This is a genomic window from Paractinoplanes rishiriensis (genome assembly GCF_016862375.1).
GTDB lineage: Bacteria > Actinomycetota > Actinomycetes > Mycobacteriales > Micromonosporaceae > Actinoplanes > Actinoplanes rishiriensis.
Window position 1 is genome coordinate 318,007 of record NZ_BOMV01000007.1, and the last position, 21,660, is coordinate 339,666.

A 21,660-nucleotide genomic window follows, 5' to 3' on the forward strand; every position below is an offset into this window, starting at 1 on the left:
TTCGCCTCACCTGCTGAAGATCGTGATCGGGTTGATGATGTCGGCGGTGACGGTCAGCAGGGTGAACGCGCCACCAATCAGGATGACCGCGTACGTGACCGGCATCAGCTTGTAGTAGTCGACGCGGCCCGGATCGGGCTTCTTCAACCACGCGTAGAGCCACGATCTCACCCGTTCGAACCAGGCGATCGCGATGTGCCCGCCGTCGACCGGCAGCAGCGGCAGCAGGTTGAAGATGCCGATGAACACGTTCAGCGAGATGAAGATGTTGAGGAACAGTTCGGGTACGCCGTGCTCGAGAGCCTCGCCACCGAGCCGGCTGGCACCCACCACGCTGATCGGGGTGTCCGGGTCACGCTCGGCGCCGGTCAGCGAGTTCCACAGGGCCGGCACCTTCTCCGGGATGCGGCCGAGCGCCTTGAACGTGTTTTCCACCAGGAACCAGCCGTAGTCGGCGGTGGCCGGGAACGCCTCGAGCACGTTGTATTTCAGGTTGCCCGGCACGCTGGTCACGTCCCAGCCGACGCCGAGCACCGCGACCTGAGCCGTGGCGCCGTTCTCGTCGGTGATCGGCTTGCGGTTCGCGGCGATCAGGTCGACCTGGGCGGTGGTGGTGACGCCGTCCCGCACATACTCGATGTCGACCGGGCCGGGCTGTCGCGCCCGGATCGTGTCGGTGAGCTGGCCGTAGGTGCCGACCGGGGCGCCGGCGATCTTGGTGATCAGGTCACCGTCGCGCAGGCCTGCCGCGTACGCCGGACCGGGCACCGAGCCGGCCTCGCCGGGCTGGCAGGCGTGGCCGTCGGCCGGGATCGTGATCCAGGTGCACTCGGACGCCGAGACGTGCGCCCGCTCCCGCAGCACGGCCTCGTCGGTCGTCGGGTAGTTGGTGTTCGGCAGGCCGATGGTCATCGCCGCCACCCAGGCGGCGGCCAGCGCCAGCATGAAGTGCGTGATCGAGCCCGCGGACATCACCACGGTCCGCTTCCAGACCGGGAACCGCCACATGGCGCGGTGCTGGTCCTCCGGGCGGACGTCGTCGTCCTGCGGGGTCATCCCGACGATCTTGCAAAAGCCGCCGAGCGGGATCGCCTTGAGGCCGTACTCGGTCTCGCCGCGCTGGAACGAGAAGATCGTCGGACCGAAGCCGACGAAGTACCGGGTGACCTTCATCCCGAAACGCTTCGCGGTGATCATGTGGCCCAGCTCGTGCAGGCTCACCGAGATCAGGATGCACAGCGCGAACGCCGCCACTCCCACCCAGTACAGCATCAGGCTCCTTCGCCCTCAGTTGAGATCATCCGCTGTGCTTGGGCGCGCGCCCACGCCTCGGCGGCAAGCACTTCCTCGACGGTACTCGGCTCGGGAAAGTCCGGTGCCGCGGCCAGCACGCGTGCCAGCGTGTCGACGATGCCCAGAAAAGGTAGCCGACCGGACACGAAGGCGGCCACACACTCCTCGTTCGCGGCGTTGAAGATGGCCGGCCGGCAGTGCCCGGCCCGGCCCGCCTCCTTGGCCAGCTGGACCGCCGGGAAGGCCTCCTCGTCGAGCGGCCGCAGTTCCCAGTTGTGCGCCTCCCGCCAGTTCACCGCGGCGGCCGCACCAGGCACCCGCTCCGGCCAGGCCAGCGCCAGCGCGATCGGCAGCCGCATGTCCGGCGGGCTGGCCTGCGCCAGCGTCGACCCGTCGGCGAACTCCACCATCGAGTGCAGCACCGACTGCGGGTGCACCATCACCTCGATGTCGTCGTACGCGATCCCGAAAAGCTCGTGCGCCTCGATCACCTCGAGCGCCTTGTTGACCATGGTGGCCGAGTTGATCGTGACCACCGGCCCCATGTCCCAGGTGGGATGCTTGAGCGCCTCCTCCGGGGTGACCCCGGCCAGTTCCTCGCGCCGCCGGCCGCGGAAGGCACCCCCGCTCGCGGTGAGGATGAGTTTCGTCACCTCGCCCGCCGAGCCGCCGCGCAGGCACTGGGCCAGCGCCGAGTGCTCCGAGTCGACCGGCACGATCTGCCCCGGTTTGGCCAGCCGGCGCACCAGCGGCCCGCCGGCCACCAGCGACTCCTTGTTGGCCAGCGCCAGCACCCGCCCCGCCTCCAGCGCGGCCAGCGTGGGCGCCAGCCCGAGACTGCCCACCACCCCGTTGAGCACCACGTCGGCCGGCCAGCGGGCCAGCTCGGTCATGGCGTCCGGGCCGGCCACGATCTTGGGGATCTTGAAGTCGCCGGTGGCGTACCCGCGCTGCTGCGCCTCGGCGTAGAAGGCGAGCTGCAGGTCCTGCACGGCGGTGGCCCGGGCCACCCCGACCACGTCCACCTCGAGGGCCAGCGCCTGCGCGGCGAGCAGTTCGACGTTGCCGCCGCCGGCACCGAGCGCCACCACCCGGAACCGGTCGGGGTTGCGGCGCACGATGTCGATGGCCTGGGTGCCGATGGAGCCCGTCGAGCCGAGCAGAACGAGGTCGCGCATGCCGCCATCTTCCCGGACGCGGACCAGCGGGCCGCGCTCAGTCCTCGTCGTCCAGCGGGCCGGCCGGATCAATCTCGAAGGCGAAGGGCTGGGTCATCCGGAACATCCCACCTGCCGCGGCGGCAACCACCGGCTGATATTCGCTGTCCACCAGTTCGTGGAGCACCATCGCCGGTACCCGATTACGGAATTCGACGCGCAGGAAAAAGGCACGCCGGCCGCCGACCTTGCCGTACTGCCGAGCGCCAATCGGCTCGGCCTGTGGATAAATGGGTATCCACAAACCATGTTGCGATCTTTGCGCCGGATGGTGGCCGCGGCGTTCCGGCCGCTGCGCGGGCGGGACGTGGCGCTGCGGGCCGCCGCGGTCACGTTCTATGCCGGGATCGCCGTGGTGCCGATCGCGCTGCTGTCCGTCTGGGCCACCGGCTGGCTGGCCGGAGCCGATCGGGTGCGCCGGCTCACCGGGAACGCCATCGCGGCCCTGCCGGACGCCATCGGGGCACCGCGCGCGCTGTCCGCGCTGATCGAGGCCGGTCTTCAGCTCACGCCCGCGCTCGCACTGGCCAGCCTGCTCCCGGCCACCTTCTACGGCGAGGGGCTGCGCCGCGCGTTCCTGTCGCTGCACGAACCCGCCGGCGGGGACACCGCGGTCGGCTGGAAGGGCCGGCTGCTCTGGCTGCCGCTGCTCGCGGCCGCGCCGGCGCTGCTGCTGGCGATGTTGCTGGCGCTGCCCTCCACCAGCGGTCTGTGGCTACGCGGCGGCTGGTACTCGGTGTTCGGCGTGGTGCTCAGCTTCCTGGCCGCCTGGCTGGTGCTCACGCCGGTGGTGATCTGGGTTTTCCGGTACGTCGCACCGGGCCGCCCGGACTGGATCCCGACCGCCCTGATCGGCTCGTTCACCGCCGCGAACCTGTCCGGCTTCCTGCACGGCTTCGTGCTGTTCTGCTCGCTGCCGCTGGATTTGGGCCTGCCGTTCGGCGGCTTCACCGCAATCGGCGGCATGGTTGCGGTCGGGCTGTGGCTCTACCTGTTCCACGTCATCCTTCTGGCCGGGTACGCGGCCACGAGTTCTACCAGCCGGTCCTGAGCGCTACGCTCGCTCGTCATGACCACCATCCCCGCCCAGACCGACGTAGTGATCATCGGAGCCGGACACAACGGGCTCGTCTCCGCGATTCTGCTGGCCCGCGCCGGTCTCGACGTGGTCGTGCTCGAGGCCGCCGGTGTGCTGGGCGGCGCCACCCGCACCGAGCGGCCGTTCGCTAAGGTCCCCGGGCTGGGCCAGTCCACCGGCTCGTACCTGCTCGGCCTGATGCCCCCGGAGCTGCTGCGGACGCTTGACGTGGACATTCCGGTGCTGCGCCGCGACCCGCACTACTTCCTGCCCACGCCGGGTCCGGCCGGCTCGCCGTACCTGCTCTTCGGCCGCGACCGCGAGGCCACCCGCGCCCAGTTCGCGCAGTTCTTCTCGCCCCGCGACCTAGCCGCCGAGGAGCAACTGGCGGTCGAGATCGGCGCGCTCCGCTCCGACCTGGCGCCGGCCTGGCTGGAGGAACCGGGCAGCGTCGAGGACATCGCCGAACGCCACATCCGGCCGCAACTGCAAAGCACATTCATTGACCTGGTACGCGGCTCCGTCGCCGACTATCTGGCCCGGTTCGGCTTCAAGAGCGAACTGCTGATGAGCATGTACGCCGTCACCGACGGCCTCTCCGGTCTGAACGCCGGCCCCGACGACCCCGGCACGGGCCACAACTTCCTGGTGCACAACATGTGCCGCCTGCCGGACGCCGACGGCACCTGGATGATCGCCGAGGGCGGGATGGGCACGGTGTCGCGGACTTTCGCGGACGCGGCCCGTCGCGCCGGCGCCCAGCTGTTCACCGACGCCGAGGTGGCTTCGGTCACGCTGGACGGCGGGGCGGCGAGCGGGGTCGAACTCGCGGACGGCCGGGCGGTGCGGGCCCGGGTCGTGCTGGGCAGCTGTGACCCGTACCGCCTCATGGAATTGGTCGCCCTGCCGCCCGCACTGACGTCACGGATGTCGGCCGTGAAGCGCACCGGCACGACCATGAAGGTCAACCTGGCCCTGCGCGACCTGCCGCGCTTCTCGTGCCTGCCGCCCGGCACGGCCGCACCGTTCGGCTCCACCATCCACCTGCTGCCGGGTTCGTCGGCGCTGGCCGGAACCGGCGGCGATTCCCCGATGGCGGCGCTGCGCGCGATGTGGGCCGAGGTGCAGGCGGGCTTGCTCCCGTCGGAGCCGACCATCGAGTGGTACCTGCACACCACCGTCGACCCGTCGCTGCAGGATGCCGAAGGACACCACTCGTCGGCGCTGTTCGTGCAGTCAGTGCCGTACGCGCCCGCGGGGACCACGTGGGAGGCGGCCCTGCCGGGCTACGTCGACCGGCTGCTGGAGATCTGCGACCGCTACGCTCCGGGCACGTCCTCGCTCGTCGCGGACGCCATGCCGCTGACGCCCCCGGGCATCGAAGAGCACTTCGGCATCACCGGCGGCCACATCCACCACGTCGACAACACGGTGGCCTTCAACGAGCGGATGCCCTACTTCACGGGGGTGGACGGGCTGTACGCGGGCTCGGCGGGAACGCACCCGGCGGGAAGCGTGATCGGGGCGGCCGGGCACAACGTGGCGCGGCGGATCCTGGCGGACATGGGGCGCTGAGGGAGATCAGGCTGGTCGCGGGCGAGGCTTCGACAAGATCGCGGTGGGGTGGTGCTGCCCGAACAGGGCGGGGCTACTGCTCGGGGGTTTTCGAGGCTCGGATCTTGTGGCCCACGCTGGTCAGGCAGCGGCCGCTTGGCAGGTCGAACTTCCAGCCGTGCAGCTGGCAGGTCAGGACGTTGCCGTCGACGATGCCGAAGCGGCTCAGGTCGGCCTTCAGGTGGGGGCAGCGGCGCTGCACCGTCCAGCCGCCGAACTGGGTGTCCTCGGACTCCTCGGCCTTCTCGTGTTCGTCGTACCAGCCCTCGGCGTACTGCAGGCGCTCCTCGGACAGGCACTTGAAGAACGCGTACACGAACTCGTTGTATTGGCCGATCCTGGCCGCGGAGAAGCGGCAGGACAGGAACAGCGAGTTGACCCAGTCACCCTCGTCGATATGGATCAGGTGTTCGATCAGGGCGCGGCCGGTCTTGAAGCGGTAGCGGACCTTTTCGTCGGCGTACGGGCGCACCTGTTTGCCGGGGAAGTCGACCACGATCGACTCGACGATCTCGCCGTGCGGGCCGTCGGTGTCCGTGAGGTCGAAGCGGACCGGGCCGCCGATGCCCTCGGCCATGTAGATGGACTCCTCGAGCAGCGGCTCGATGCGCTTCTTGAGCTCGCCCAGCACGTCGATCTCGGGGTGCCGCCAGGAGGCCTTCTCGGCCGCGATGATCGGGGCCTTGCGGGCGCGCATCTCCTCGAGGTGGGCCTGCTTGTTGGCAAAAAAATCATCAACGGGTACGGGGTGCGTGGTCGTCGCCTCGCCGGCGGCCGTCAGCGTGGTCGCCGAGCCGGGGAGCAGCACGATGCCGTTGGTGCCGCCGGCCTTCGCGTACTCGGCCATGAAAACCGACTGGTCCGGGAAGATGTTGCCCTCGTCGCCGAAGATGTCGTTGAACTGCCACAGCTCGTCGTCGAGGAAGCAGGGCGGCCCGGCGATCGGGAAGACGTGGTCGGCCCTGAGGTCGTCGATGTAGCGCCAGGTGCGGTCGAACTGGCGGTCCCGTTTCTGCTTGCCGAACGCCGTCTTGGCCGCGTCCGGCAGCTCGTAGACCATCGGGTACCAGATCGCGCCGGAGAACTGGAGCATGTGCGCGTGCACGTGGCCCAGCTCCGCGAACGTGCTCAGGTCGGTGGGGCGGGCGTCGTTCTGGTTGAGCACCCGGATGCCGTCGTACTCCACCCAGAGCGACGAGTCGCCGATCGGGCCGTCGGTGGGGCTGATCAGCGCCTGGATCATCACCTTGAGGCCGCCGTCGAGCTCGTGCACCTCGTTCGACCTGGTCTTGAGGAAGCTGGTGAAGCCCAGTTCGCGCAGCTCGTCCTCGAGCTGGCTGGTCGGGTACTCGGGCAGCAGGACGGTGGCCTTCTTGCTGATGAAGCGCTTGAGGTGCTCGGCGTCGAAGTGGTCGCGGTGCAGGTGCGAGACGTACAGGTAATCGACGTTGCCGAGGGTCTCCCAGTCGAGCTGCGAGTTGTCGGGGAACGGGAACCACGAGGCGAAATAGGCCGGGTTGACCCACGGGTCGCACAGAATGCTGCCGGCGGCCGTGTCGATCCGCATGCTCGCGTGCCCCGTGCCCGTGATCCGCACCGTTGTTCCTCCCTCAGGCGTGTGCCAAGCCGTATCGAAGGTACCGGGTGCGGGTTGGTGGCTTGCGTGCGGAGCCGCCGTGCGAGACTTGACGGGACTGAGATCGCCTTCGAGGGAGGACTTCGGCGTGTCTGCGGAACAAGATCCGGTCTACGCTCCGGACCAGCTCAAGCCGGGCAACCGGAAGTGGGCCCGCCGGGGGGCGCTCGGCTCGGCCATCGTGATGCTGTCGTTCTTCTGGGGCAACCACCAGGGCAACACCGAAAACGTGTGGCTCGTGGTGTGCGCGCTCGGCCTGATCGCCGTCGTGGTCGGCGACGCGGTGCTGCGGCGTAACGGGCTCAAGCCCAACGACCAGTAAGGCCGGCAAGCAGAAAGGCCCGCTTTCGCGGGCCTTTTGCGTTTCTGCAGGGTCAGCGGCGACGCAGCAGGATGTCTTTCACCTCGCGCAGGGCGGCGTCCACCTCGGCCTCGAAATAACCACCGGGCACCAGACCGAACTGCAACATGTCCAGCTCATTTTCCGGTACGGGCATCGGCCCGCGCCCGGTCATCGCCTGGAGGATGCTCTCGAACAGGCGGTCGACCTGCATGGGGTCGTAGCCGCTGCCGAACCGCCGGGGCTGGAACGTGCGGCGCAGCTGGTCGACCCGGTAGAGCTCGCCGCCCGGCTCGCCCATCGGCGGCGGCAGCTGGGGCTGCTGCTGGCCGTAGCCCATCGGCGGGGCGCTCATCGGCGCGCCCGGCATCGGCGGCGCGCTCATCGGCGCGCCGTAGCCGCCGCGGGGGTCGGGGTCGCGCTGCGGCATGCGGATCTCGGCGGTCATGTCGGTCTTGCCGTGCCGGCCCGCTTCGAAACCGTCGAACCCGCTGGGGTCGTACCCACCGGTGTCGTATCCGGGCGGCGGTCCGGGACGCTGCGGGAGTTGCTGCTGGGGCTGCTGTTGCCCGTACGGCGAAGGCTCGTCGTACCGGCCGTAGGGGTCGTTGGCCGACATGCCGCGCGGCGGCATCTGCTGCGGCTGCATCCGCTCCTCGCGCATCGGGGCCGGCAGCCGCTCGGTGGGCGGCGCCATCCGACCGGCCGGGGAAGCGCCCATGCCGCTCATGCCGCGCTGCTGGCCACCGGCGCTGAGGCCGCCGCGCATCGAGTCGCGCATCGGATCGGGTGCCGGCGGGCGGCCGCCCCGGTCCTCGAGCTCGGCCAGCTGCCGCTCGACCCGGTCGAGGTGAAGGTCGACCTGCCACTCGTCGTATCCACCGAAGCGGACCCGGAAGACGACGTCGTGCACCTCCTGCGCGCCGACCGGCGGACCGACCGGCTCACCGGCCAGGGTGGCCTCGACACGGTCCAGGAAGCTGTCGACCTCGTCGACCTTGTAGCCGCGCCGCAACGCACGCCGCCGGAAACGCTGCCCCTGACTCGTCACAACGTCTCCCACTCCGCTCGCTGGGACCTGCGCCCAGTCACTGTGCCACCTCCGCGCCGGCGGCGCCCCCTGCGCTCGCCTCCGTGAGCTCTCCCGCGGCCAGCTGGCCGCACGCACCGTCGATCTCCCGTCCCCGGGTGTCGCGGACCGTCGTCGCCACGCCGGCGTCTCGCAGCCGGCGGACGAACTCGCGCTCGACCGGTTTCGGACTCGCATCCCACTTGCTGCCCGGGGTGGGGTTCAGCGGGATGAGATTCACGTGCGCCAGCTTGCCGTGCAGCAGCCTGCCCAGCAGGTCGGCACGCCAGGGTTGATCGTTGACGTCCCTGATCAGGGCGTACTCGATCGAAATCCGGCGTCCGGTCTGCGCCGCGTAGTGGAACGCGGCATCGAGCACCTCGGCCACCTTCCAGCGCTGGTTGACGGGCACTAGCTCATCGCGCAGATCATCATCGGGGGCGTGCAGGGACAGCGCAAGGGTCACAGACAGCTCTTCCGCGGTCAACCTTCGCATGGCGGGCACGAGACCCACGGTGGAGACGGTTATGTGCCGTTGCGAAAGCCCCAGACCCTCCGGCGCGGGCGCGGTGAGCCGCCGCACCGCATCGATCACGCGCGGGTAGTTGGCCAGGGGCTCACCCATACCCATGAATACCACCCGGGACAGCCGCGGGGGTGATCCGGTGACCGCGCCCGAGGCGGCCACGCCAGCCAGATAGACCGCCTGGTCGACGATCTCGGCGACCGAGAGATTGCGGGTCAGGCCCTGCTGGCCGGTGGCGCAGAACGGGCAGGCCATGCCGCAGCCGGCCTGGCTGGAGATGCAGGCCGTCACCCGATCGGGGTAGCCCATCAGCACGCTCTCGACCAGGGCGCCGTCGTGCAGCCGCCACAGCGTCTTGCGGGTCGCACCGTCGTCGCAGGCCAGCTCGCGGACTCCGGTGAGCAGGGTGGGCAGCAGGTCGCCGGAGAGCCGCTCGCGGGACGCCGCGGGCAGGTCGGTCATCAGGTCGACGTCGCGGACCAGGCGCCCGAAGTAGTGCGTGGAGAGCTGCTTGGCGCGGAACGCCGGCTCACCGAGCGTGGTGACGGCCGCCTGACGGCCGGCGAGGTCGAGGTCGGCGAGATGCCGCGGGGGCATCGCCGGACGGCGCCGGGTGGGTACCGCGTCGGGCTGGTCGGGGCTGGTCGGGATGACCGGAAGAGTCGTCATAGCGTATCCAGTCTCCCACGCCTCGCTCACTGCGTGTTCGCCGCGATGAGGGCGAACAGGAGGTAGGCGGTGGGCACCGCGAACAGGATCGAATCGAGCCGGTCCATCAGGCCGCCGTGCCCGGGCAGCAGGTTGCTCATGTCCTTGACCCGGAGGTCGCGCTTGAACATCGACTCGGCCAGGTCGCCGACCACCGCGACCACCGAGATGGCCGCGCCGAACAGCAGGCCCCAGGGCGCCGGGACGTCGAGCAGGAAGTAGAGCAGCAGGGCGCTGCCGATCGCGGCCGCGCCGATCGAGCCCAGGAAGCCCTCCCAGGTCTTGCCCGGGCTGATCTTCGGGGCCATCTTGTGCTTGCCCAGGAAGACGCCGACCGCGTAGCCGCCGGTGTCGGAGAGCGCCACGGCCAGCATGGTGCACAGCACCCGCCACTGGCCGTCCTCGGCCGGGTCGGGCTGCTGGAGCAGCACCGCGAAGCTGAGCAGAAACGGCACGTACACCGCGATGAGCAGGCTCGGGGTGAGGTCGCGGCGGACCGCTGCGACGCCGTCGGCCAGCCGCCAGATGGCCGCGGCCAGCACGGTGGCCAGCAGGCCGAGCAGCAACGAGTCGACCCCGCCACGCCAGGCCAGCCCGGTCATCAGCAGGGCGCCGGCGACCAGCGGGATCAGCGGCGGGCGGGCGCCGGCGGCGCCGACCGCCCGGGCCATCTCCCAGACCCCGATGCCGGCGGCCAGCGCGATCACGCCGAGAAACGCCTCCGGCCAGATCACCAACGACCCGAGCACCACCAGCACCAGACCGAGGCCGACCGCGATGGCGGCCGGCAGGTTGCGGCCGGCCCGGCTCTTCGGCGGCTCCTCTGGGGCGCGCCGCCGGCCGGGACCGCGGGCCGGCGGCGGCGTTGTCTCCCCGAGGTGTTCGGGTCGCTCGTCCGGCTGCCAGGCGCCGTGGATGTACGGCGCCGGCACGCTCGTGTCGTCGCCGGAGGTCTGCCCGGCACGCGGATCGAGGTAGGACATCAGACCTCGAGCAACTCGGCTTCCTTGTGCTTGAGAAGCTCGTCGACGATCGCGACGTAGCGGTGCGTCACGTCGTCGAGCTCCTTCTCGGCACGGCGGCCGTCGTCCTCGCCCGCCTCGCCGTCCTTGACGATCTTGTCGAGCTGCTCCTTGGCCTTGCGGCGGACGTTCCGGATCGCGACCCGGCCCTCCTCCGCCTTGCTGCGGGCCACCTTGATCATCTCGCGGCGCCGCTCCTCGGTCATCTGCGGCAGGTGGATACGCAGCTGGGTGCCCTCGTTGTTGGGGTTGACGCCGAGGTCCGAGTCGCGGATAGCGCGCTCGATCGGACCGAGCTGACTCGCGTCGTAGGGCTTGACGATGACCATGCGCGGCTCCGGGACGCCGACCGAGGCCATCTGCGTCACCGGCGTGGGCGCGCCGTAGTAGTCCACCAGGATCTTGGAGAACATGGCCGGTGTCGCCCGACCCGTACGGATCGCGGCGAACTCCTCCTTGGCGTGCTCGACCGCGCTCTCCATCTTTTCTTCGGCCTCGAAGAGGGTTTCGTCGATCACCTGCTCTTCTCGCCTCCTTGCTGTATTAGGTGGTGCTGGACGGGTTCGAGTCAGGAGGTGATCAGGGTGCCGATCTTGTCGCCGCTCACCGCGCGCACGATGGTGTCGTCCCCCTCGGCGCCGAAGACCAGCATCGGCAGGTTGTTCTCCTGGCAGAGGCTGAACGCGGCCTGGTCGGCCACCTTGAGCCCGCGCTGGAGCAGCTCCTGGAAGGTGATGGTGTCGAGCTTCACGGCGGCCGGGTCGATCCGCGGGTCGGCGGTATAGACGCCGTCCACCCCGTTCTTGCTCATCAGCACGATGTCGGCGTGGATCTCCAGGGCACGCTGGGCGGTCACCGTGTCGGTGGAGAAGTACGGCATGCCCGCGCCGGCGCCGAAGATGACGGCGCGTCCCTTCTCCAGGTGACGAATGGCGCGCAAAGGGATGTACGGCTCGGCGACCTGGGCCATCGTGATCGCGGTCTGCACCCGCGTCTCGATGCCCTCCTTCTCCAGGAAGTCCTGCAGGGCCAGGCAGTTCATGACGGTGCCGAGCATGCCCATGTAGTCGGCGCGGTTGCGGTCCATGCCGCGCTTCTGGAGTTCCGCGCCGCGGAAGAAGTTGCCGCCGCCGACCACCACGGCGACCTGGATCCCACGGCGGATGACCGTGGCGATCTGCCGTGCGATGGACTGCACGACGTCGGGGTCGACACCGACCGCACCACCGCCGAACACCTCACCGGAGAGCTTGAGCACGACCCGGCGGGGCCGCAAGGCCGGCGAAGTCGGATCGTCAACCGGAACTGCCTGCTCGGTCACCAACGTCATGAGACCCGCCTTTCCCCTCCATGCGCACGCTCAGCAGAGACCTTATGTGACCAGGAGGCCGGGCGCAGAATCGCGTTCCCGACCTCCTGGACCTCGTGCGTTGCCTTACTCCTGGCCGACCTCGAACCGGACGAACCTGGTGATGGTCAGCCCGGCCTCGTCCGCGATCGCCTTCACGGTCTTCTTGTTGTCGACCACGGAGGCCTGCTCGAGCAGGACGAAGTCCTTGAAGAAGGAGTTCACCCGGCCCTCAACGATCTTGGGCAGCGCCTGCGCGGGCTTGCCCTCCTCCTTGGCCGTCTCCTCGGCGATGCGCCGCTCCGACTCGACCACCTCGGCCGGCACGTCCTCGCGGGTCAGGTACCGCGGGCGCATGGCGGCGATCTGCATGCCGATGGCGCGCGCGTCCGAGTCGCCGGTCTCGTCGTCCTTGCCGGTGTACTGCACCAGAACGCCCACCTGCGGCGGCAGGTCCTGCGCCTTACGGTGCAGGTAGACCGCGACGGTGCCGTCCAGGACCGCGAAGCGGTTCAGGACGATCTTCTCGCCGATCTTGGCGGAGTACTCCTGGATGGTGTCCGCGACGGACTTGCCGTCGGGCAGCACCGCAACCGTCAGCGCGGCCGCGTCGGCGACCTTGTGCTGCTCGCCGTACTCGACCAGTTGCTGACCCAGCGCGACGAAGTCCGGGGTCTTGGCGACGAAGTCGGTCTCGCAGTTGAGCTCGAGCAGCGCCGTGCCGGAGTGCGCCACGATGCCGTTGGCGGCGGTGCGGCCGGCCCGCTTGCCGACGTCCTTGGCGCCCTTGATGCGCAGGAACTCGACGGCCTTGTCGAAGTCGCCCTCCGCCTCGTCGAGCGCCTTCTTGCAGTCCATCATGCCGGCACCGGTCAGATCGCGGAGCTTCTTGACGTCCGCGGCGGTGTAGTTAGCCATGACTCTCTCTCGATGTCTGTTTGCGCGGCGTACTTACTCGGCGGCGTTGCTCGCGGCGACGGGCTCCGGCGTGGCGGCAGCCTCCGGCGCGGGGGTGGTCTCCGGCGCGGGGGTGGCCTCCGGCGCGGCGGCAGCCTCCGGTGCGGGGGCGGCCTCCGGCTCGGCAGCCTTCTTCTCGGCGCCCTCGTACAGGTCGCGCTCCCACTCGGGCAGCGGCTCGCCGGCGGCGACGGCGCCCGGCTCCGGCTTCTCGTCGGCACCGCCACGGCCGCGGCCGGAGCGGGCGATCAGGCCGTCCGCAACGGCCGCCGCGATGACCTTGGTCAGCAGTTCGGCGGACCGGATCGCGTCGTCGTTGCCCGGGATCGGGAAGTCGACCTCGTCCGGGTCGCAGTTGGTGTCGAGCACCGCGATGACCGGGATGCCCAGCTTGCGGGCCTCGTCGACGGCGATGTGCTCCTTCTTGGTGTCCACGACCCAGATCGCCGACGGCGTCTTGGTCATGTCCCGGAGACCGCCGAGGGTCTTGCTGAGCTTGGTCTTCTCGCGGAAGAGCTGCAGGGTCTCCTTCTTGGTGTGCCCGGCGGCGGTGCCGCTCAGGTCACCCAGGGCCTCGAGCTCCTTCATCCGCTGCAGCCGCTTGTACACGGTCTGGAAGTTGGTGAGCATGCCGCCCAGCCAGCGGTGGTTCACGTACGGCTGGCCGACCCGGGTGGCCTGCTCGGCGATCGCCTCCTGCGCCTGCTTCTTGGTGCCGACGAAGAGGATGTGGCCACCCTCGGCGACGGTGTCCCGCACGAAGCTGTACGCCTTCTCGATGTAGTCGAGAGTCTGGCGCAGGTCGATGATGTAGATGCCGTTACGCTCGGTGAAGATGAAGCGCTTCATCTTCGGGTTCCAGCGCCGGGTCTGGTGCCCGAAGTGGACACCGCTCTCCAGCAGCTGACGCATGGTCACGACGGCCATGGTGGATGGCTCCCTATGTTTCCCTGGTTGTCACGCTCACCGGCGGTGGGCGTCCTGGTGCCCGGTCGCCAGCCACAGTCGGACCCGATGGAGATCGAGACCAGGGAGGGCCGTCGCTGCCGGTCTCGCAGAAAGTAGGACCGGCAGAGGGCACGCGAGGTCGACCGCACGAGGCGGTCGCCGTCGACCAGCATACGCCAACCCGTACGGCGGCCTTTTTCAGGCCACCGCGAGGCCGGCGGCAAAAAGCAGGAGCAAACCCGCAGGGAGGTACGCGACCGGCGGGCGCAACCAGCTCTGCAGGCTCAGCGGTCCACCCCGGGCCACCGCGAACAGGCCGATACCGGTCAGCGTGAAGCCGAGCGTGAGCAGGACCGCCGGGACGATGCCGCGGGGCGAGGGGTCACCGGTGAAGGTCTCGGTGAGCAGCAACCGGACAACCGGGATCATCAGGATGACCATGACGATCGCCACCACGAACGACGTAACCGGGCGCCGGGACTGGTAGACGCTCTCCGGGGTGGGGCGGCCGGCCGAGATCGGCGGCACCATGCTGGTCGGGGCGGACACCGGCGACTCCGCGATCGCGGCGGCGGGCGGGATCTGCGGCGCCGCCGACGGCGGAACGGTCGGATACTCCGTACCCCGGACCGGAATTCTGGCCTCGTAATCCGGGCTGCCGGTGTTCAGCGGATCGGTGAGCGCGTAGGGGTTGGCCGCCCCCGGGCGCTGCTCGGGGAGCCGGAACGCACCGCTGGGACGCTCGTGGATGCCCGAGTCGTACGGGTTGCCGAGGGAGTGGGAACCGGAGGTGTCCGGATCGGTGGACCGGGCGTACTGGCTCTTGCCCGGGTACCAGCTCGGCTCGTCGTCGGCGTAGCGGTGTCCTTCCACGATCTCGCACGGTAGGTGACCACGGACGCCAATGCCACAGCTGGCCCGATAACACATCAGATCGGCTACCAAGCGGATATCCACAGTTGCGTTCCGTTCACACCGGCGGATGCGTTCGTTCGCCCGCTGGGCCAGGTTGGGCGCATGACGACGGAACGACGCGCGGTCGGCGCGTACGGCGAACGGGTCGCCGCCGAGCATCTGCAAGACCTGGGACTGGTGGTCCTCGACCGGAACTGGCGCTGCCCCGACGGCGAGCTGGACCTCGTGCTGCGGGACGGCGACGCCATCGTGTTCTGCGAGGTGAAGACGCGACGCGGCACCGGATTCGGCACGCCCGCCGAGTCGATCGGGCCCCGCAAGGTCCGCAAACTCCGGCAATTGGCCAACCGCTGGCTCGCCGGCTCGGGTCTGCGGGCCCGGGAGCTCCGCTTCGACGTGGTCGAGGTGCTCCCGCAGCGCAGCGGCGCCCCGCTGGTCACCCACATCCGAGCGGCGTTTTAATCATGGGGTACGCCCGCATCCACTGCGTCGGCCTGGTCGGGCTGGCCGGTCACCTGGTCGAGGTGGAGGCAGATCTGTCGGCCGGGCTGCCCGCCGTGGTGCTCACCGGCCTGCCGGACACCGCCCTGCACGAGGCCCGCGACCGGGTCCGGGCCGCGGTCGTGAACTCCGGCCAGCCCTGGCCCAACCGGCGAATCACGGTCAACCTGCTGCCCGCCGCGCTGCCGAAACAGGGCAGCGGTTTCGATTTGGCCATCGCCACCGCGATGCTGGCCGGCTCCGGCGAGCTGCCATGCGCCGCCCTGGACGGCGTGGTGGTCCTCGGCGAACTGGGCCTGGACGGCACCGTGCGCCCGGTGCGGGGTGTGCTGCCGATGGTCGCTGCCGCGGCCCGGGCCGGCATGCGCCACGTGATCGTGCCGCTCGGCAACGCCCGGGAGGCCACCGTGGTGCCCGGGATCTCGGTTCGCGCGGTCGACTCGCTGCGCCGGCTGGTCGACTTCGTGCGCGGCGCCGGCCCGCTGCTCGACCCGCCGCCGGCCGAGCCGCCGCCACCCGCCGGCGGGCCCGACCTGTCCGACGTGGCCGGCCAGGAGATGGGCCGGTACGGCCTGGAGGTGGCCGCGGCCGGCGGCCATCACCTGGCGATGTTCGGCTCACCCGGCGCCGGCAAGACGATGCTGGCCGAACGCCTGCCGTCGATCCTGCCGGAACTCGACGACGACGCGGCCCTCGAGGTGACCGCGCTCCAGTCGATCGCCGGCGTCCTCCCGCCGGACGGCCACCTGGTCCGCCGGCCACCGTTCCAGGCCCCGCACCACAGCGCCAGCATGGCCGCGCTGGTGGGCGGCGGGAGCGGCCTGGCCCGGCCCGGGGCGTTGTCGCTGGCCCATCGCGGCGTGCTCTTCCTGGACGAGGCACCGGAGTTGTCCGGCACGGCCCTGCAGGCGCTGCGGCAGCCGCTGGAGACCGGACGGGTGGTGCTGGCGCGAGCGCGCGGCACCACCGAATATCCGGCCCGGGTCCAGTTGGTCATCGCCGCGAACCCGTGCCCGTGCGCGAGTCCCGCGGGCGATCAGGCGTGCACCTGTCCGCCCGCGGTGCGGCGGCGGTATCTGGCCAAGCTTTCCGGTCCGCTGCTGGACCGCATCGACATCCGCCTGAGCCTGCATCCGGTACGCGCGGCCCAACTGCTGACCGCGTCCGAGCCGGCCACACCGTCCGCCGAGGTGGCGACCCGGGTGGCGGGCGCACGTGCGGCCGCGGCCGCGCGCTGGGCGGCGGACGGCTGGCCGGTCAACGCCGAGGTGCCGGGCTCCCAGCTGCGCCGCTACCCGTGGCGGCTGCCGACGCCCGACACGGTGAGCCTGCGCGCGGCCCTGGACCGCGCCTTGCTGTCGGCACGGGGATTCGATCGCGTGCTGCGCCTGGCGTGGACGATCTCCGATCTGGACGGAAAGGACCGGCCGGGCCGGGCCGAGGTCGACGAGGCCCTCCAGCTACGGATGGGAGACCGCCGTGAATACGCCGGCTAGCGGCTCGCCGGGCAGTCCGGAGGATCGCGCGGCCCGGGTGGTGCTCACCTGGCTGGCCGAGCCGGGCAACCGCACCGTCTGGGCCCTCGTCCAGGAGCACGGCGCGCCGGCCGCGGTCGAGTTGATGGCCGCCGGGGAGATCCCGGATGCTTCGCTGCGGGCCGCCGTACTCGCCAAACTCGCCGGGCACGACCCGCAGCGGCTGGCCGACGCGGCGCTGCGCAAGGCCGAGCGGCTCGGTGCGCGGATCGTGGTGCCGGCCGACGACGAGTGGCCCGGGCAGGTGGATTCGCTCGCGCTGCTCGACCCGGAACCGCCCGGGCAGGTCAACCGGGACGTGCGGCCACCGCTCTGCCTATGGGCGCGCGGGCCCTGGGCACTGGCCGACACGCTGGCGCGGTCGGTCGCGGTGGTCGGGGCGCGGGCGGCCACCGGGTACGGGACGCAGGTGACAAGCGATATCGCGTACGGGCTTGCCGAGCACGACTGGACCGTGGTGTCGGGCGGCGCGTTCGGGATCGACGCGGCCGCGCATCGGGCCACGGTCGCGGCCGGCGGGCGTACCATCGCCGTCCTTGCCTGTGGGGTGGACCGGCCCTATCCGGCCGGCAATTCCGCGATGTTCGAACGGATCGCCGAGGCCGGCCTGCTGATCAGCGAGTGGCCGCCCGGGTCGGAGCCGCTGCGGCACCGGTTCCTGATCCGCAACCGGGTGATCGCCGCGGCCACGGTCGGCACGGTGGTGGTGGAGGCGGCGGCACGCAGTGGTGCGGCGCAGACCATGAGCCGGGTGCTGGCGCTGCGCCGGGTCGCCATGGTGGTGCCCGGCCCGGTGACGTCGGCGATGTCGGTGGGCTGCCACGAACTGCTGCGCAGCCACCCGGACGCCATCCTGGTCACCGGCCTGGGGCAGGTGCTCGAGGCGGTCGGCCGGATCGGCGAGTACGCGTCCGACCCGCCCCGCGGCCACTCGCATCCGCGCGACGAGCTGGACCAGGAGTCGGCGCTGGTGCTCGAGGCGGTGCCGGGGCGCGGCACGGCCAGCCCCGACGAGCTGGCGCTGCGGTCCCGGCTGCCGCTGCGCACGGTGCTACGCCGGCTGTCCCTGCTGGAACTGGCCGGTCTGGTCGAGCGGCGGGACGGCGGCGTCGCGCTGTCCCGGCGTCCGGGTGCGGGCCGGTGAACCCGGGCGTCTCCCTGGCCCGGGCCCACCCGCTCGCGTCAGTCCTCGGAGTCGTCCAGGTCGCGGCGGTGGACCTTCATCCACGCCTCGACGTCGTCGGCCAGCCACACCTTGCCCTGCGCCAGATCGGCGAGCGGTTTGGGGAAGTCAGCCCGACTGGTGATCTGGTACGCACGCTGCCGGCTGACCCCACCCAGTCGGATGCGGATCTCGTGCGCGCCCATGAGCCGGATCGGTTTCACTGCCACATGATCGACCGTAGGCGTGAGACTATTAGTCAATCATCAAGTTGATAGGAGACATCTAGTCATTAGTCATCTATGCTGGCCCCATGACCAGTCGTCGCCAGGCCACCCCGATGGTCCCGACCGGCCCGTCGCATCGCCGTGATTGGCGCACGTTGTGGCAGCGCTGCACCTGCGGCCTGACCGCCCCGTGCGTCGACCTCCTGGTCCCCCCGTCCCCACGCCCCTTCCCGCCAGCAAGCCCCTTCCCGCCAGCAAGCCCTTTCCCACCCGCACCATCGGCACTCTCCACAGCGGACAGGAGGCCATCACGCCAGATCGAGCCCACCCCCGACCATGTGGTGGCAGCGGCGGTCGCGTTCCCGCTCTACTGCGGTTTCGCCACGCTGCGCGCCACTCCCGGCTGGGCTCACTTGCTGCCACCCCAACAGTCATCCCGTCTCACCACCGAGCCGGCCCGTTCCGCAGCCACGGCCGATACTCCCGACCGGCCCAGCCCCGGACCGTCCCCCGGCTCTCATGCCGGCCCCGGCCTTAGCGCCGGGGCCGGCCCCACCGGCCAGACCGTTCACTCCACCAGGTGGCCCGGGATGGCCTATCGAAATCTCCATCTCAGCCGCTGGTGACGCAGCCCAGGTCCCCGGCGACTGTGCTCAACCGACGATGCCGCCGACTCCCCGCCGACGGCCGATTGGGAACCGATGACCATAACCACCACGACGGCCGAGCACCTGCACGAACGCCCCCGCTGGGATTGCCGAATATGCAAGCAGCCCTGGCCGTGCGCCGAAGCGAAGGCGGTCCTCCTGGAAGAGTTCCACGACTTCCCGTCGGTGCTGACCATCTACCTCTCGACCCAGATGTATGACGCCATGGGCGACCTGACCTCTTACGGCATGCCCACCCCGCTGGAGATGTACAAACGCTTCCTCTCCTGGGCCAACAGTTTCTGACTCAAACCTCCAGCGCCGTCCCCCAGGAACGCCCCGGAGCCTCCTCCGCTCCGCTTCCCACTTCGTTCCTTGGCAGCTACATACCTTGCCGCCCACCCTGCCGCTCCCAGCCGCCGAAAATCGCCGCGCAGTTTTCGTAGAGTTCCGGCGCAGGAGCCGCAGCACATCGGCAAGATCCGACAAGCCCACCGACCCCACCGGCTCGCCACACAGCCCAGGCGGAGGTGCGGGCGTCGGTTACCCAGCCCTGGCGCCAGTCCCATTGGCAGCCGGGCGAGGCGGCTTCCTCTCCCGCGGCCTCCTCTCCCGCGGCCTCCTCTCTCGCCGCCGGCTCTCTCGCCGCCGGCTCTCTCGCCGCCGGGCCAATTCGGAGCCGCATTCCCCAGCCCGCCGGACCTGTCGACTTACGGTTCACCCGTTGCAGCAGATCGACAAGATCCGTGACAGACCGAGCAGACTTGTCGAATTCCGGCGCCCCAGCCGAAGCAGATCCACAAGATCCAGGCGGGGAAGGAACGGCCACCCAGCACGAGGATCGAGCGATCACGGCAAGGGATCCTCCCGCGGCGGGGGACCCATCCGCGGCAAGGAATCCCCCACGTCAAGGAATCCCCCACGGCGAGAACCCCCAACGGCGAGAACCCCCAACGGCAGGGAATCCGACCCACGGCAGGGAATCCGACCAAGCCTCGGCAACCCAAAGACACGGTCGACGAGTCCGGGAGCGGTCCATCACGAAGCCGGCACCGCCCGGCCCGGCACCGCCCGGCCCGGCACCGCCCGGCCCGGCACCGCCCGGCCCGGCACCGCCCGGCACCGCCGATCATTGCCCGGCAGGGCAGGGGATGCGCGGCGCCGGGCGATGACCGGCCAGCGCTCGCGCCGAGGCTGCGGAGAACGGGCGGCAGCCAAACCGCGCACCAGACGCCTGGCGTCCTGCGAGCGATCGTTGACCGCCACCCGCCTGCCGCCCGATCAAGTCTCGGCCTTCTCAGTGCGGCAGCTGTATCATATCTACATGACGTCATACGTACAATACGATGGAGCATCGTGGTCATGTAAAGTGACTGGCATGATCGATCCTTCTGCGGACCGTGCAGTGTTCCGCCAACTGGCCGACCTGCTCCGCAATCAGATCGAGTCTGGCGAGCTGGGTCCCGGCGAGCCGTTGCCCAGCGAGTTGCGGCTGGCGCAGGAATACAACATCAGCCGCACCACGGTGCGGCAGGCGATCGGGCAGTTGCGCACGGAGGGGCTGGTCACCGTTGATCGGCCGCGGGGCACGTTCGTCCGGGTGCCGGAGCCGATCGAAATCATCCCGCTGGCCCGCGGCGAGCACGCCAGCGCGCGCATGCCCACCGACGCCGAGCGCCGGAAGTACCGCCTCGGCGAGGGCGTGCCGGTGCTGGTCGTGACGGCCGGCGACGGCACCGAGACCGTTCACCCCGCCGACCGGGTGCAGCTCACCCGGCCGTAACCCGAACTTAGGCGCGGGTGCGGCGCGTGTATCCCCTCCCCTCGTGCCACGACTCGATGACCAGGTGATCTGGCGGATCGCCCACATAGGTCAGAGTCACCTCCCGGATGTCGATGCGGAAGAAACCCGCGCCAGGAAACGGATTGTCCGGTGGCGGGTCGACCTCGACGGCCAGCCCGGCCAGCTTGGCGTCGCCGGTGACGGCCGCGTCGGGGGACGGCTCCAGGGTCGGCGCGTGCATCGCGATCCGCGGGTCGCGGCGGACGTCCAGCAGCTTGAGCGAGCCGGCCATCATGCCGAAGGTCAGCTCGCCGTCGGAGAACTTGGCCTCGCTCGCGCTGATCCGGGGTGCGCCGTCGCGGCGCAGCGTGGCGATGGTCTTGTTGGTCCCGGCGTCGAAAAGGGCCCGGACCCGGGCCGCGAACGCCGGTGCGTCCTGCTCGATCTGATGCCAGCTAGCCATGGGGTGAAGGGTAGGGCGGGGGTACGACAGAAATGCTCAGAAGAGGCTGTAGCGCGCCACCGCCAGCGTAAAGCCCCGGCCCGTCTTCTCGTCCTTGCAGGTCAGGCCGGACGACTCGCTGTCGCAGCGGACGGTGCCCGACCGGTACGCCTTGCCGTACTCCAGCGTCGTCGTCGCCTCCCCGAGCACCGTGTCACCGGAGCAGGTCAGCGCCGCCTCGCCGGCCCGGATGTGGGCGCCGTTGCCCCAGTCCAGCTCGCAGTCGGCCGGTTTCGACGGCGGCTGCCAGTCTTTGCGCAGGATGTCGCAGCGGACCGCGGACGGGCTCAGGGCGCAGGCGATGTTTTTCGACGGCGTGCGGAAGACGACCTCGTCGACGGACTCGGCCGGGTCGGGGCCGCCGAATCCGGCCCGGGCCGACGGCGCCGCGCCGGCCGGCGGCTCAGAGGCGGCCGGCGTCGTGCACCCGGCCAGCACGAAGGCCAGCACGAAGGCCAGCACGCCGGCCGGTGCGACGGCCAGCACGCCAGCCGGTGCGACGGCCCGCCCACCGGCCGGTGCGACGGCCAGCACGCCAGCCGGTGCGAGCGCGGCCCATCCGGTGACATGCCCCATAGTGACGCGCAGTCTAGGCACGGGCCGCAACCGCACCGGCGCGGGAACTTGACGGC

General features: G+C 70.5%; 23 protein-coding genes. 8 read left to right on the forward strand and 15 right to left on the reverse strand.

Annotated features, from left to right (window positions below; all coding sequences use genetic code 11):
* Positions 1-6 precede the first annotated feature (6 nt).
* The 3 genes from Ari01nite_RS05335 to Ari01nite_RS05345 are packed head-to-tail and all read right to left on the reverse strand — an operon-like array spanning position 7 to position 2,754.
* Positions 7-1,272 carry a M50 family metallopeptidase gene (locus Ari01nite_RS05335; RefSeq protein WP_203779878.1) on the reverse strand — a complete coding sequence of 422 codons (1,266 nt, stop codon included), beginning with the start codon at positions 1,270-1,272 and terminating at the stop codon, positions 7-9.
* The gene (gene dxr / locus Ari01nite_RS05340; protein ID WP_203779880.1) at positions 1,272-2,471 is read right to left on the reverse strand and encodes a 1-deoxy-D-xylulose-5-phosphate reductoisomerase; all 1,200 of its coding nucleotides are present in this window, start codon (positions 2,469-2,471) and stop codon (positions 1,272-1,274) included. Before dxr ends, Ari01nite_RS05335 begins: the two co-directional genes overlap by 1 nt.
* A 37-nt stretch (positions 2,472-2,508) precedes the next feature.
* Complete coding sequence (locus tag Ari01nite_RS05345) at positions 2,509-2,754, reverse strand: hypothetical protein (RefSeq protein WP_203779882.1); 246 nt, start codon at positions 2,752-2,754, stop codon at positions 2,509-2,511.
* 3 nt (positions 2,755-2,757) lie between these two features.
* Here Ari01nite_RS05345 and Ari01nite_RS05350 point away from each other — a divergent pair, with 3 nt between their 5' ends.
* Positions 2,758-3,561, forward strand: a complete 804-nt coding sequence (locus Ari01nite_RS05350; protein ID WP_203779884.1) for a YhjD/YihY/BrkB family envelope integrity protein — start codon at positions 2,758-2,760, stop codon at positions 3,559-3,561.
* Between the two features lie 18 nt (positions 3,562-3,579).
* Positions 3,580-5,163 carry a phytoene desaturase family protein gene (locus Ari01nite_RS05355; protein ID WP_203779886.1) on the forward strand — a complete coding sequence of 528 codons (1,584 nt, stop codon included), beginning with the start codon at positions 3,580-3,582 and terminating at the stop codon, positions 5,161-5,163.
* Between the two features lie 73 nt (positions 5,164-5,236).
* On the opposite strand, the gene Ari01nite_RS05360 is transcribed toward Ari01nite_RS05355, so the two are convergent.
* Positions 5,237-6,799, reverse strand: coding sequence for a Rieske 2Fe-2S domain-containing protein (locus Ari01nite_RS05360; RefSeq protein WP_203779888.1), 1,563 nt, complete (start codon positions 6,797-6,799; stop codon positions 5,237-5,239).
* A gap of 127 nt (positions 6,800-6,926) precedes the next feature.
* Between Ari01nite_RS05360 and Ari01nite_RS49610 the strand changes: the two genes are divergently transcribed.
* The gene (locus Ari01nite_RS49610; protein ID WP_239162491.1) at positions 6,927-7,160 is read left to right on the forward strand and encodes a DUF2631 domain-containing protein; all 234 of its coding nucleotides are present in this window, start codon (positions 6,927-6,929) and stop codon (positions 7,158-7,160) included.
* A gap of 52 nt (positions 7,161-7,212) precedes the next feature.
* On the opposite strand, the gene Ari01nite_RS05370 is transcribed toward Ari01nite_RS49610, so the two are convergent.
* The 8 genes from Ari01nite_RS05370 to Ari01nite_RS05405 form a co-directional block, all read right to left on the reverse strand.
* Positions 7,213-8,229: a DivIVA domain-containing protein gene (locus tag Ari01nite_RS05370; RefSeq protein WP_203779890.1), complete on the reverse strand. Its 1,017-nt coding sequence runs from the start codon at positions 8,227-8,229 to the stop codon at positions 7,213-7,215.
* Positions 8,230-8,266: 37 nt separating this feature from the next.
* Complete coding sequence (rlmN, locus tag Ari01nite_RS05375) at positions 8,267-9,442, reverse strand: dual-specificity RNA methyltransferase RlmN (RefSeq protein WP_203779892.1); 1,176 nt, start codon at positions 9,440-9,442, stop codon at positions 8,267-8,269.
* 26 nt (positions 9,443-9,468) lie between these two features.
* Complete coding sequence (locus tag Ari01nite_RS05380) at positions 9,469-10,464, reverse strand: phosphatidate cytidylyltransferase (RefSeq protein WP_203779894.1); 996 nt, start codon at positions 10,462-10,464, stop codon at positions 9,469-9,471.
* Positions 10,464-11,021, reverse strand: coding sequence for a ribosome recycling factor (gene frr, locus Ari01nite_RS05385; protein ID WP_203779896.1), 558 nt, complete (start codon positions 11,019-11,021; stop codon positions 10,464-10,466). Before frr ends, Ari01nite_RS05380 begins: the two co-directional genes overlap by 1 nt.
* Before the next feature lie 50 nt (positions 11,022-11,071).
* Positions 11,072-11,833, reverse strand: a complete 762-nt coding sequence (pyrH, locus tag Ari01nite_RS05390; RefSeq protein WP_203779898.1) for a UMP kinase — start codon at positions 11,831-11,833, stop codon at positions 11,072-11,074.
* Between the two features lie 105 nt (positions 11,834-11,938).
* Positions 11,939-12,769, reverse strand: coding sequence for a translation elongation factor Ts (gene tsf / locus Ari01nite_RS05395; protein WP_203779900.1), 831 nt, complete (start codon positions 12,767-12,769; stop codon positions 11,939-11,941).
* Between the two features lie 33 nt (positions 12,770-12,802).
* Positions 12,803-13,735: a 30S ribosomal protein S2 gene (gene rpsB, locus Ari01nite_RS05400; RefSeq protein WP_203779902.1), complete on the reverse strand. Its 933-nt coding sequence runs from the start codon at positions 13,733-13,735 to the stop codon at positions 12,803-12,805.
* A 219-nt stretch (positions 13,736-13,954) separates the two neighbouring features.
* Positions 13,955-14,629 carry a hypothetical protein gene (locus tag Ari01nite_RS05405; RefSeq protein WP_203779904.1) on the reverse strand — a complete coding sequence of 225 codons (675 nt, stop codon included), beginning with the start codon at positions 14,627-14,629 and terminating at the stop codon, positions 13,955-13,957.
* A gap of 144 nt (positions 14,630-14,773) precedes the next feature.
* Here Ari01nite_RS05405 and Ari01nite_RS05410 point away from each other — a divergent pair, with 144 nt between their 5' ends.
* Genes Ari01nite_RS05410 through dprA form a run of 3 tightly spaced genes read left to right on the forward strand, consistent with a single transcriptional unit; the run spans position 14,774 to position 17,851 of the window.
* Positions 14,774-15,133, forward strand: coding sequence for a YraN family protein (locus Ari01nite_RS05410; RefSeq protein ID WP_203779906.1), 360 nt, complete (start codon positions 14,774-14,776; stop codon positions 15,131-15,133).
* A gap of 2 nt (positions 15,134-15,135) precedes the next feature.
* Positions 15,136-16,668 (forward strand): YifB family Mg chelatase-like AAA ATPase, encoded by a 1,533-nt coding sequence (locus Ari01nite_RS05415; protein ID WP_203779908.1) that lies wholly within the window; start codon positions 15,136-15,138, stop codon positions 16,666-16,668.
* On the forward strand, positions 16,652-17,851 hold the full coding sequence (gene dprA, locus Ari01nite_RS05420; RefSeq protein ID WP_203779910.1) for a DNA-processing protein DprA: 1,200 nt from the start codon (positions 16,652-16,654) through the stop codon (positions 17,849-17,851). The genes Ari01nite_RS05415 and dprA overlap by 17 nt, the downstream gene beginning before the upstream one ends.
* A gap of 38 nt (positions 17,852-17,889) precedes the next feature.
* On the opposite strand, the gene Ari01nite_RS05425 is transcribed toward dprA, so the two are convergent.
* A complete protein-coding gene (locus Ari01nite_RS05425) occupies positions 17,890-18,075 on the reverse strand; it encodes a DNA-binding protein (RefSeq protein WP_203780320.1) in 186 nt (61 codons plus the stop codon).
* A 722-nt stretch (positions 18,076-18,797) separates the two neighbouring features.
* Here Ari01nite_RS05425 and Ari01nite_RS05430 point away from each other — a divergent pair.
* Positions 18,798-19,049 carry a hypothetical protein gene (locus Ari01nite_RS05430; protein WP_203779912.1) on the forward strand — a complete coding sequence of 84 codons (252 nt, stop codon included), beginning with the start codon at positions 18,798-18,800 and terminating at the stop codon, positions 19,047-19,049.
* A 1,072-nt stretch (positions 19,050-20,121) separates the two neighbouring features.
* The gene (locus Ari01nite_RS05435) at positions 20,122-20,526 is read left to right on the forward strand and encodes a winged helix-turn-helix domain-containing protein (protein WP_203779913.1); all 405 of its coding nucleotides are present in this window, start codon (positions 20,122-20,124) and stop codon (positions 20,524-20,526) included.
* 7 nt (positions 20,527-20,533) lie between these two features.
* Here the strand turns inward: Ari01nite_RS05435 and Ari01nite_RS05440 are convergent, their stop codons facing one another.
* Positions 20,534-20,989, reverse strand: a complete 456-nt coding sequence (locus Ari01nite_RS05440) for a pyridoxamine 5'-phosphate oxidase family protein (RefSeq protein ID WP_203779915.1) — start codon at positions 20,987-20,989, stop codon at positions 20,534-20,536.
* A gap of 36 nt (positions 20,990-21,025) precedes the next feature.
* Positions 21,026-21,604: a DUF6636 domain-containing protein gene (locus tag Ari01nite_RS05445; RefSeq protein WP_203779917.1), complete on the reverse strand. Its 579-nt coding sequence runs from the start codon at positions 21,602-21,604 to the stop codon at positions 21,026-21,028.
* Positions 21,605-21,660 lie beyond the last annotated feature (56 nt).

What these genes read in the sequence shown, in the direction of transcription:
- dxr (WP_203779880.1), bottom strand. Translation starts at nt 2,471, where the DNA reads ATGCGCGACCTCGTTCTGCTCGGCTCGACGGGCTCCATCGGCACCCAG.
- Ari01nite_RS05445 (WP_203779917.1), bottom strand. Translation starts at nt 21,604, where the DNA reads ATGGGGCATGTCACCGGATGGGCCGCGCTCGCACCGGCTGGCGTGCTG.
- Ari01nite_RS05350 (WP_203779884.1), top strand. Translation starts at nt 2,758, where the DNA reads ATGTTGCGATCTTTGCGCCGGATGGTGGCCGCGGCGTTCCGGCCGCTG.
- Ari01nite_RS05430 (WP_203779912.1), top strand. Translation starts at nt 18,798, where the DNA reads ATGACCATAACCACCACGACGGCCGAGCACCTGCACGAACGCCCCCGC.
- Ari01nite_RS05410 (WP_203779906.1), top strand. Translation starts at nt 14,774, where the DNA reads ATGACGACGGAACGACGCGCGGTCGGCGCGTACGGCGAACGGGTCGCC.
- rpsB (WP_203779902.1), bottom strand. Translation starts at nt 13,735, where the DNA reads ATGGCCGTCGTGACCATGCGTCAGCTGCTGGAGAGCGGTGTCCACTTC.
- Ari01nite_RS05380 (WP_203779894.1), bottom strand. Translation starts at nt 10,464, where the DNA reads ATGTCCTACCTCGATCCGCGTGCCGGGCAGACCTCCGGCGACGACACG.
- Ari01nite_RS05435 (WP_203779913.1), top strand. Translation starts at nt 20,122, where the DNA reads ATGATCGATCCTTCTGCGGACCGTGCAGTGTTCCGCCAACTGGCCGAC.
- Ari01nite_RS05425 (WP_203780320.1), bottom strand. Translation starts at nt 18,075, where the DNA reads ATGGGCGCGCACGAGATCCGCATCCGACTGGGTGGGGTCAGCCGGCAG.
- Ari01nite_RS05355 (WP_203779886.1), top strand. Translation starts at nt 3,580, where the DNA reads ATGACCACCATCCCCGCCCAGACCGACGTAGTGATCATCGGAGCCGGA.
- Ari01nite_RS05440 (WP_203779915.1), bottom strand. Translation starts at nt 20,989, where the DNA reads ATGGCTAGCTGGCATCAGATCGAGCAGGACGCACCGGCGTTCGCGGCC.
- rlmN (WP_203779892.1), bottom strand. Translation starts at nt 9,442, where the DNA reads ATGACGACTCTTCCGGTCATCCCGACCAGCCCCGACCAGCCCGACGCG.
- Ari01nite_RS05335 (WP_203779878.1), bottom strand. Translation starts at nt 1,272, where the DNA reads ATGCTGTACTGGGTGGGAGTGGCGGCGTTCGCGCTGTGCATCCTGATC.
- tsf (WP_203779900.1), bottom strand. Translation starts at nt 12,769, where the DNA reads ATGGCTAACTACACCGCCGCGGACGTCAAGAAGCTCCGCGATCTGACC.
- pyrH (WP_203779898.1), bottom strand. Translation starts at nt 11,833, where the DNA reads ATGACGTTGGTGACCGAGCAGGCAGTTCCGGTTGACGATCCGACTTCG.
- Ari01nite_RS05415 (WP_203779908.1), top strand. Translation starts at nt 15,136, where the DNA reads ATGGGGTACGCCCGCATCCACTGCGTCGGCCTGGTCGGGCTGGCCGGT.